The organism is Hydrogenophaga sp. 70-12, assembly GCF_001897365.1.
GTDB classification, from domain to species: domain Bacteria; phylum Pseudomonadota; class Gammaproteobacteria; order Burkholderiales; family Burkholderiaceae_C; genus Hydrogenophaga; species Hydrogenophaga borbori.
Genome location: NZ_MKSS01000255.1, coordinates 1 through 9,247 on the forward strand (window position 1 = coordinate 1; position 9,247 = coordinate 9,247).

Genomic DNA, 9,247 nt, shown 5'->3' on the forward strand with positions numbered 1-9,247 from the left:
CCACCAAGACGTCGAGCGCGCCGCGCAGGCCCACTGGACCGCCCGCGACGCCTACCGCGTCACCGAAGACGCCGGCAAGCCCAAGTTCTATGCCTGCTCCATGCTGCCTTACCCCAGCGGCAAGCTGCACATGGGCCACGTGCGCAACTACACCATCAACGACATGCTCACGCGCCAGCTGCGCATGAAGGGCTACAACGTCCTCATGCCCATGGGCTGGGACGCTTTCGGCCTGCCGGCCGAGAACGCGGCGATCAAGAACAAGGTGCCGCCCGCGAAGTGGACCTACGACAACATCGCCTACATGAAGCGGCAGATGCAGGCCATGGGCCTGGCCATCGACTGGAGTCGCGAGGTTGCCACCTGCTCGCCCGATTACTACCACTGGAACCAGTGGCTGTTCCTCAAGATGCTGGAAAAGGGCATCGCCTACCGCAAGACCCAGGTGGTGAACTGGGACCCGGTGGACCACACCGTGCTCGCCAACGAACAGGTCATCGACGGCCGCGGCTGGCGCACCGGCGCGCTGGTCGAGAAGCGCGAGATCCCGGGCTACTACCTCAACATCACCGCTTACGCGGGCGAACTGCTCGACCACGTGCAGATTGGCAACCCCAAGGCCACGCTCAGCGGCTGGCCCGACAAGGTGCGCCTGATGCAGGAGAACTGGATCGGCAGGAGCGAGGGCCTGCGCTTCGCCTTCCCGCACCAGATCCGGGACGCCAGCGGCGCCCTCATCGGCGACGGCCGCCTCTACGTGTTCACCACGCGCGCCGACACCATCATGGGTGTCACCTTCTGCGCCGTGGCGCCCGAGCACCCGCTGGCCACGCACGCGGCCGCCAGCGATCCGGCGCTCGCCGCCTTCATCGAGGAATGCAAGAAGGGCGGCACCACCGAGGCCGAGCTGGCGCTGAAAGAGAAGGAAGGCCTGCCCACCGGCCTGAGCGTCACCCACCCCATCACCGGCGCGGCCGTGCCGGTGTGGGTCGGCAACTACGTGCTCATGGGCTACGGCGACGGCGCCGTCATGGGCGTGCCCGCACACGATGAGCGCGACTTCGCCTTCGCCAGGAAGTACGGCCTGGCGATCCCGCAGGTGGTGGCCGTCGAGGGCGAAAGCTTCAGCGCCGACGCCTGGCAGGAGTGGTACGGCGACAAGCAGCGCGGCGTCTGCGTCAACAGCGGCTTCCTCGATGGCCTGGGCTACCAGGCCGCCGTCGACAAGGTCGCCGAGGCGCTGGCCGCCCAGGGCCTGGGCGAGAAGAAAACCACCTGGCGCCTGCGCGACTGGGGCATCAGCCGCCAGCGCTACTGGGGCACGCCCATCCCCATCATCCACTGCCCCGAACACGGCGCCGTGCCCGTGCCCGAGAAGGACCTGCCCGTGGTCCTGCCCGAGGACTGCGTGCCCGACGGCAGCGGCAACCCGCTCAACCACCACGAGGGCTTTCACGCCGGCGTGGTCTGCCCGGTGTGCGGCGCCGCGGCGCGGCGCGAGACCGACACCATGGACACCTTCGTGGACTCGTCCTGGTACTTCATGCGCTACTGCGACCCGAAGAACAGCGAGCGCATGGTGGCCGAGGGCACGGCCTACTGGATGCGCGACCAGAAGCGGGCCACCGGCGGCAGCGGCATGGACCAGTACATCGGCGGCATCGAGCACGCCATCCTGCACCTGCTGTACGCGCGCTTCTGGACCAAGGTCATGCGCGACCTCGGCCTGGTCACGGTGGACGAGCCCTTCACCCACCTGCTCACGCAGGGCATGGTGCTCAACCACATCTACAGCCGCCGAACCGACAAGGGCGCCAAGGAATACTTCTGGCCGCACGACGTGGACAACGTGCTTGACGAGGGCGGCAAGATCGTCGGCGCGAAGCTGAAGAACGCCGTGGGTGACCTGCCCGTGGGCACGCCCATCGACTACGAGGGCGTGGGCACCATGTCCAAGTCCAAGAACAACGGCGTCGACCCGCAGGACCTGATCGAGAAGTACGGCGCCGACACCGCGCGCCTGTACACCATGTTCACCGCGCCGCCCGAGGCCACGCTGGAGTGGAACGATGCCGCGGTGGAGGGCAGTTACCGCTTCCTGCGCCGGGTCTGGGGCTACGGCCACAAGCGCCAGGCGCAGGGCCCATCCGGCACCACGCAGGGCGCGCTGGCCGCGGGCGTGGGCCAGGCCTCGCTGTCCAAGGCCGCCAAGGCGCTGCGACTGGAGATCCACACCGTGCTCAAGCAGGTGGACTACGACTACCAGCGCATGCAATACAACACCGTGGTCTCGGGCGCCATGAAGATGCTCAACGCGCTGGAGGGCTTCACGCCCGAGGGCGCGGGCGACGAGGCCGCCGCCGCCGAGGGCTTCGGCATCCTGCTGCGCTGCCTGTACCCGGCCACGCCGCACATCGCGCACACGCTCTGGACCGAGCTCGGCTACGCCGCGCACGGCGGCGAACTGCTGGACGCGCCCTGGCCGCAGGCCGACGCGTCCGCGCTGCAGCGCGATCAGATCGAACTCGTGCTGCAGATCAATGGCAAGCACCGCGGCAGCGTCACCGTGCCGGCCAGCGCCGACAAGGCCGCCATCGAGGCCGCCGCGCTCGCCAGCGAGGCCTTCGTCAAGCAGGCGGCCGGCGCCGCGCCCAAGAAGGTCGTGGTGGTGCCGGGCCGCCTCGTCAACGTGGTGGTGTGACCATGAACAGGCGTCTCCTGCTCGGTGGTGCGGCGGCCCTGGCCTTGCCGGCCTGCGGCTTCAAGCTGCGCGAGGCGCCGCACTTCGCGTTCGACGCCGTGCAGCTCACCGGCGTGGCCGGCTACGTGACCGCGCAACTGCGCCGCGAGATGCAGGTCAACGGCCTGCGCGTGGACGGCAACCCGTTGCCGCCGGTGATCCTCACCGCCCAGGTGGACCAGCGCGAGCGCGTGGTGGTGGGCCAGACGGCCGCCGGCCAGGTGCGCGAACTGCAGCTGCGCGTGCGCTTTCGCTTCAACCTGCGCACGCGCGAGGAGCGCATGCTCATCGACGACAGCGAGCTGCTGCTTGAGCGCGACCTGAGCTTCAACGAAACCGTGGTGCTCGCCAAGGACGCCGAAGAGCAGATGCTCTACCGCGACATGACCACCGACATCGCGCAGCAGGTGATCCGCCGCCTCGCGTCGGTGCGCCAGCTCTGACGGCATGCAGCTCGCCGCGAACCAGCTCCAGGCCCAGCTCCAGAAGGGCCTGCGCAGCCTCTACACCCTGCACGGCGACGAGCCGCTGCTGATCCAGGAAGCGGGCGACGCCATCCGCGCCGCCGCGCGCGCCCAGGGCTACACCGAGCGCACCGTGCACACCATGGCCGGCGCGCACGCCGACTGGTCGGCGGTGCTGGCCAGCGGCGCGTCGCTGAGCCTGTTCGCCGACAAGCAGATCGTCGAGGTGCGCGTGCCCTCGGGCAAGCCCGGCAAGGACGGCTCGGCCGCCCTGCAGCAGCTCGCCGAGTCCGCCGACGGCAATGACAGCACGCTCACCCTGGTGGTGCTGCCGCGCCTGGACATGGCCACCCAGAAAAGCGCCTGGTTCGCCGCGCTCGACGCCCACGGCGTGACCGTGCGCGTCGACCCGGTGGACCGAAAGGCGCTGCCGCAGTGGATCGCCACGCGCCTGCAGGCCCAGGGCCAGCGCGTGGCCGCGGGCGAGGAGGGCCAGCGCACCCTGGCCTTCTTCGCCGACCGCGTCGAAGGCAACCTGCTGGCCGCGCACCAGGAGATCCAGAAGCTCGCGCTGCTGCACCCACAGGGCGAGCTGGGCTTCGAGCAGGTCGAGTCGGCCGTGCTCAACGTGGCGCGCTTCGATGCCTTCAAGCTCGCCGAGGCCGTGCTGGCCGGCCAAGTGGCGCGTGTGCAGCGCATGCTCGACGGCCTGCAGGCCGAGGGCGAGGCGCCCGTGCTGGTGCACTGGGCGCTGGCCGAGGACATCCGCACGCTCAACCGCGTGCGCGGCGCGGTGGACGACGGCCGCCCGCTGCCCATCGCCCTGCGCGAAAGCCGCGTCTGGGGCGTGAAGGAAAAGCTGGTCGAGCGCGTGCTGCCCACGCTGGGCTCGGCGCAGCTGGCGCGCTGGCTGGACGACGCCCACACCGTGGACGGCATCGTCAAGGGCCTGAAATTCCCCGACTGGCCCGCCGAGCCCTGGCAGGCCCTGCACCAGCTGGCGATGAAGGTGGCGCGCGCCTGCGCGCCGCGCTGAAGCGCTTCGCTCAGCCCGCGCGCTGGGCCGTGGCGCGGTAGTCCGACGGTGTGCGCCCCGTGTGCTCGCGGAACACGCGGCTGAAGTGCGCGGTGTTGTTGAAGCCCCAGGAAAACGCGATCTCGGTGATGGTGCGCGTGGCGCTGGCCGCATCGCCCAGCTCGCGCATGCAGCCCTGCAGGCGCTGGCGCAGGATGTACTGGGCCAGGGTGTCGTCCTCGGCGCTGAAGGCCTTGTGCAGGTGGCGCTTGCTGCAGTTCATGGCGCTGGCGATGTGGTCCAGCGACAGGCCGGGGTCGCGCAGGTGGCGGCCGATGTGCACGCGGATGCGGTCGCGGAACGCCTCCAGCTGCGTGCGCCCGTCGCCGCGCCCGGCCAGCTCCAGCAGCGACAGCCGCACCAGCTCCACGATGGCCTCGCCCGCGCCGCGCGCGGCCGACTCGCTCATGCCCGGCAGCTCCTGGTAGGTGGTGCGCATGGTCTCCAGCGCCACGCGTGCGATGCCCGAGACGCCACCGAACTGCCTCGCCATCAGCGGCTCCAGCGCCAGGCCGCGCTCGGCCAGCTGGGCCTTGGGCAGCATCACGATCAGGTGCTCCACCTGCTCGGGGTTGGCCACGGTGTAGGCGTCGGTGGTGTCGTAGATGGCCCAGCCGCCGGGCCGCACCCAGGCCTCGCGGCCCGATTGCTGCACGCCCGCGCTGCCGCGCCAGGGCGCCACGATCTTGAGGTAGGGCCGCTCGCCCGCGCGCGCCTGGCGGCCGCTTTTGATCACGCGGTGTCGGTTGGCCTCCAGCCGCGTCAGTACCACGTCGCCCGCCTGCGAGGCGCTCATGTGGCCTTCGAAGTCGGTGTCGCCGTAGAGGTCGGAGTCCAGGCCGCCGAAGTGCGTCCACACCCACTCGCGCCAGATCGCCGCGCGCTCGGCGGGCGCCACGGCGTCGGTGCTCATCGGGGTGGGATCGCTCACGGTGGTCGGGGTTGGCGGGCTGGGGCTGCCATTGTTGCGTGATGTCTCAGGTCCCGCGAGGGCGTTGGATTGCGGGTAAACCCGCACCCCCATGCGCGATTGGTCAAGCGGACAGTGCGTCCACGGTACAGCGGCGTGCGGGCGCATTTCCTACCATGGCCGCGTCCGAGGACAACCCCCAACACCAGGAGACGAGCATGGCCATGAGCAACCGCCGAGTGATGATCCAGCAGACCGCCGCCGCCGTGGGCGCCATGGCGGTCGCCCCGCAGCTGATGGCGCAAAGCGCGCCGGTGCGCGTGGGCTACAGCATGTCGCGCACCGGCCCGTGGACGGGCGGCGCCCAGACCAGCCAGGAACCCAACTTCCTGCTCTGGGCCGAGCAGCAGAACGCCGCCGGCGGCCTGGACGTGAAAGGCGTGCGCCGCAAGATCGAGCTCATCAGCAGCGACGACCGCAGCGACGTCGAGACCGTGGTGCGCACCTACGAAAAACTCATGGGCAGCGACAAGGTCGACCTCATCCTGCCGCCCTGGGGCTCCAACGCCAACTTCGCCGTCGCGCCGCTGGCCAACCGCTTCGGCTATCCCTTCCTGGCGCCCACCGCGCTGTCCAAGCGGCTGGTGGACCTGAAGCTGCCCTACTTCTTCCTGTTGCTGCAGCAGCCCAAGCCCATGTGCGACGCCCTGGTCGACATGCTCAAGGCCAGCGGCGCCAAGACCGTGGCCTGCATTTACGTGGACGACCTGTTCGGTCTGGAGAACTACGCTGCCCTCAAGGTGGCGCTGCAGGGCAGTGGCATCAGCCTGGTGCAGGACACCAGCTACCCCGGCGGCGTGAAGGACCTCAGCCCCACGCTGCGCGCCATCAAGGACAAGAACCCCGACGCGTTCGTGGGCTTCACCTACCCGCCCGACACCATCCTTGCCAGCCGCCAGGCCAAGGAGATCGGCTTCAACCCGAAATTCTTCTACGCCTCGGTGGGCACGGCCTTCCCGCTCTACAAGAACGTCATCACCGCGGCCGGCGCCGAAGGCGTGCTCGGCATGGGCTCGTGGAACAGCAAGACCAGCCCCGGTGCCAAGGCCTACTTCGACGCCCACGTGGCCAGCCAGAAGAAGGAACCCGACCGTTGGGCCAGCGGCGCCTGCTGGGCCGGCATGGAGATCCTCACCAACGCCGTCAAGCAGCACGGCCTGGACCGCAAGGCCATCCGCGACTACGTGGCCAACACCACGCACAAAACCATCCTGGGCGACATCAGGTTCCAGGGCAGCGAGAACGTGGGCACGCCCGGCACCGTGGGCCAGTGGCAGAACGGCGAGTTCGAGGTGGTGTGGCCGCAGCAGGTGGCCACGGCCAAGCTGAACCCGAACAAGCCCGCCTGGAGATAAGACCACCCCCGCGCCGCGCCCGCGGCGCGTCACCCCCTCAAGGAGGCAACGCCTGCGGCCCGGCAAAGCCGGTTCCGCGGCGTTCTGGATCACTCCCCCTCATTCATCGAATGTCCTTCTCTTCCTGGCTTGAACTGATCGCCTCCGGTCTCATCACCGGGGGCATCTACGCGCTCGTCGCGCTGGGCCTGAACCTGCAGTACGGGCTCATGCGCATCCTCAACATCGCGCACGGCGAGTTCCTGATGGTGGGCGCCTTCATCACCTGGATGGCGGCCGCCACCTTCGGCCTCTCGCCGCTGTGGATGATCCCGGTCTCCTTCGCGCTGCTCATGGCCATCGGCGTGGCCGTGCACTGGCTGTGCTTTCGCCGCCTCACCGCCACCTCGCCCAACCTCGACGTGTTCGAGGCGCGCGGCCTCATGGTGGCCTTCGGCCTCATGTTCTTCGTGCAGAACGCCATCTCCTGGATCTGGGGCGGCGACCTGCGCGGCTACGACTACCTCACCCAACCCTTCGCCATTCCGCTGCCCGGCGGGCAGGCCCAGTTCGCGGTGAACAAGCTGCTGGTCTTCGGCCTGGCCCTGCTGTTCGCGGGCGCGCTCATCGTGCTGCTGCGCACCACCCTGCTGGGCAAGGGCGTGCGCGCGCTCATGCAGTCGCCCACTGGCGCGATGCTCGTGGGCATCGATACCAAGCGCCTGCACCCGCTCATGTTCGGCATCGGCCTGGGCCTGTCGGGCGTGGCCGGCTGCCTGCTGTCCATGGCCTACACCATCAGCCCTTCGATGGGCGAGCCCTACACCGTCACGGCGCTCATCGTCATCACCCTCGGCGGCTTCGGCAGCATGGGCGGCGCGCTCGCGGGCGGCCTGCTGCTGGGCGTCATCGAGGCCATCGGCATGCACTTCACCAACCCCTCGCTCAAGGCCTTGCTGAGCTACATCGTGTTCATCGGCGTGCTGCTGCTGCGCCCTGAAGGCCTGTTCTCGCGCAAGACAAGAAAAGCATGACCCCCACGCTCGTCACTTCGTGTACTTCGCTGCCCCCCGAGGGGGCTCTCGGCTCCTTGGGGCGGCCCGGCGGAGCCAAGGCATGACCCCGAGACAGTTCCTCATCCGCGATGCGCTCGTGCTCTTCGGCCTCACCGGCTGGGCCGTGGCCCTGCCCGGCTTCGCCAGCGACTTCGTGGTCTCCATGGCGCTCACCTGCCTGATGTACATCGCGCTCTCCTCGAGCTGGGCGCTGTTCTGCGGCAGCACGCGCTACCTCTCGCTCGCCACCTCGGCCTTCTTCGGCATCGGCGCCTACACCAGCGCCATCGGCCTGGAGACCTTGAGCTGGCCGGTGGCCATCGCGACCGGCGCGGGCATCGCGGCCGTGGTGGCGGTGGTGATGGGCGCGGCCGTGCTGCACCTGCGCGGCACCTACTTCGCCGTGCTCACCTTCGGCATGACGGAGTTGATCCGCCACGCCATCAGCTACTTCGAGAAGAGCGTCACCGGCACCGTGGGCCGCGTGCTCATGGTGGTGCCCGAGCGCGACACCATCTACTTCACCGTGCTGCTGCTGGCGGTGCTGGCGGTGGCGCTGTCCATCGCCATCCGCCGCACGCGCTTCGGCCTGGCCATGATGGGCATCGGCGCCGACGAGCAGCGCGCCCAGACCCTGGGCGTCAACACGCGCCTGGTCAAAACCGCCGGCTTCGCGCTCACCGCGGCCATCGCCGGCGCCGTGGGCGCGGCCATGAGCGTTCGCTGGACCTACATCGACCCGCACACCGTCTTCAACCCCTTCATCGGCTTCCAGACCGTGCTCATCGCGCTCATCGGCGGCGCCATGACGCTGTGGGGCCCGCTGATCGCGGCCATCGTCTTCAGCGTGCTGGCCGAGACCCTGCGGCTGCAGGTGCCGCAGGTCTACATGATGTCGCTGGGCCTCTTGCTCATCCTCTCGGTGCTGTACCTGCCGGGTGGCCTGGCCTCGGTGCGCGCCGACACCTTCAAGGGCTGGTGGCGCGACGGCAAGGCCTGGTGGGCGCAAACCAAGGACGACCTGAGCGGCGAGACCGAGCGCCGCAAGCAGCGCGAGAAAAAACAGCGGGAGGCGCGCCATGTCTACTGAGGTGAACATGGCGCCCCCACGCTCCGCCGCTGCGCGGGTCGCTGCCCCCCAAGGGGGCGCGGCCGAGCTTGGGGCGGCCCGGCGCTCGACCCAGCCCCTGCTGGTGGCCCAGGACATCACCGTGCGCTTCGGTGGTCTCACCGCGGTCGACCAGGTCAGCGCCAGCTTCATGCCCGGCGAACTGGTCGGCATCATCGGCCCCAACGGCGCCGGCAAGACGACCTTCTTCAACGCCATCTCCGGCGTCACCCCGCCCACCAGCGGCCGGCTGGCGCTGCGCGGCCGCTCCCTCGCGGGCCAGGCGCCGCACCGCTTCGCGGCCCAGGGCCTGGCGCGCACCTTCCAGACCCCGCGCACCTTCGGCGACATGCTCGTGCGCGACAACATCGCCTTTGGCCTCAAGTTCGCCGGCCGGCGGCGGCGCGAGTACCTGTTCTGGGGCGACGAGGTCGGCGTGCCCTGGGTGCTGCGCACGGCCGACAGCATCCTCGGCCTCATCGGCCTGGGCGCGCAGGCCGA

The 9,247-nt window shown here is 69.7% G+C and carries 8 protein-coding genes; 7 read left to right on the plus strand and 1 reads right to left on the minus strand.

The annotated features are described in order from the left end of the window. From leuS to holA, 3 genes are all read left to right on the plus strand, one after another. On the plus strand, positions 1-2,701 hold a 2,701-nt coding region (leuS, locus tag BGO22_RS14275), incomplete at its 5' end, for a leucine--tRNA ligase (RefSeq protein ID WP_286851418.1). Between the two features lie 2 nt (positions 2,702-2,703). Continuing rightward, a complete protein-coding gene (locus BGO22_RS14280; RefSeq protein WP_070399830.1) occupies positions 2,704-3,183 on the plus strand; it encodes an LPS-assembly lipoprotein LptE in 480 nt (159 codons plus the stop codon). Between the two features lie 4 nt (positions 3,184-3,187). Beyond that, the gene (gene holA, locus BGO22_RS14285) at positions 3,188-4,240 is read left to right on the plus strand and encodes a DNA polymerase III subunit delta (protein WP_204743651.1); all 1,053 of its coding nucleotides are present in this window, start codon (positions 3,188-3,190) and stop codon (positions 4,238-4,240) included. Positions 4,241-4,250: 10 nt separating this feature from the next. Here holA and BGO22_RS14290 read toward each other — a convergent pair whose 3' ends face one another. Further along, positions 4,251-5,210 (minus strand): AraC-like ligand-binding domain-containing protein, encoded by a 960-nt coding sequence (locus BGO22_RS14290; RefSeq protein WP_286851422.1) that lies wholly within the window; start codon positions 5,208-5,210, stop codon positions 4,251-4,253. 197 nt (positions 5,211-5,407) lie between these two features. Between BGO22_RS14290 and BGO22_RS14295 the strand changes: the two genes are divergently transcribed. From BGO22_RS14295 to BGO22_RS14310, 4 genes are all read left to right on the plus strand, one after another. Continuing rightward, on the plus strand, positions 5,408-6,604 hold the full coding sequence (locus BGO22_RS14295; RefSeq protein ID WP_070399833.1) for an amino acid ABC transporter substrate-binding protein: 1,197 nt from the start codon (positions 5,408-5,410) through the stop codon (positions 6,602-6,604). Positions 6,605-6,714: 110 nt separating this feature from the next. Next, positions 6,715-7,617 carry a branched-chain amino acid ABC transporter permease gene (locus BGO22_RS14300; RefSeq protein ID WP_070399834.1) on the plus strand — a complete coding sequence of 301 codons (903 nt, stop codon included), beginning with the start codon at positions 6,715-6,717 and terminating at the stop codon, positions 7,615-7,617. An 82-nt stretch (positions 7,618-7,699) separates the two neighbouring features. Continuing rightward, complete coding sequence (locus BGO22_RS14305; RefSeq protein ID WP_286851424.1) at positions 7,700-8,728, plus strand: branched-chain amino acid ABC transporter permease; 1,029 nt, start codon at positions 7,700-7,702, stop codon at positions 8,726-8,728. Positions 8,729-8,735: 7 nt separating this feature from the next. Continuing rightward, a partial coding sequence (locus BGO22_RS14310; protein ID WP_286851426.1) for an ATP-binding cassette domain-containing protein occupies positions 8,736-9,247 on the plus strand: 512 nt, incomplete at its 3' end.

Excerpts from the sequence above, each read along its gene's own strand:
- BGO22_RS14280 (WP_070399830.1), top strand. The coding sequence starts at position 2,704 with ATGAACAGGCGTCTCCTGCTCGGTGGTGCGGCGGCCCTGGCCTTGCCG.
- holA (WP_204743651.1), top strand. The coding sequence starts at position 3,188 with ATGCAGCTCGCCGCGAACCAGCTCCAGGCCCAGCTCCAGAAGGGCCTG.
- BGO22_RS14295 (WP_070399833.1), top strand. The coding sequence starts at position 5,408 with ATGGCCATGAGCAACCGCCGAGTGATGATCCAGCAGACCGCCGCCGCC.
- BGO22_RS14300 (WP_070399834.1), top strand. The coding sequence starts at position 6,715 with ATGTCCTTCTCTTCCTGGCTTGAACTGATCGCCTCCGGTCTCATCACC.
- BGO22_RS14305 (WP_286851424.1), top strand. The coding sequence starts at position 7,700 with ATGACCCCGAGACAGTTCCTCATCCGCGATGCGCTCGTGCTCTTCGGC.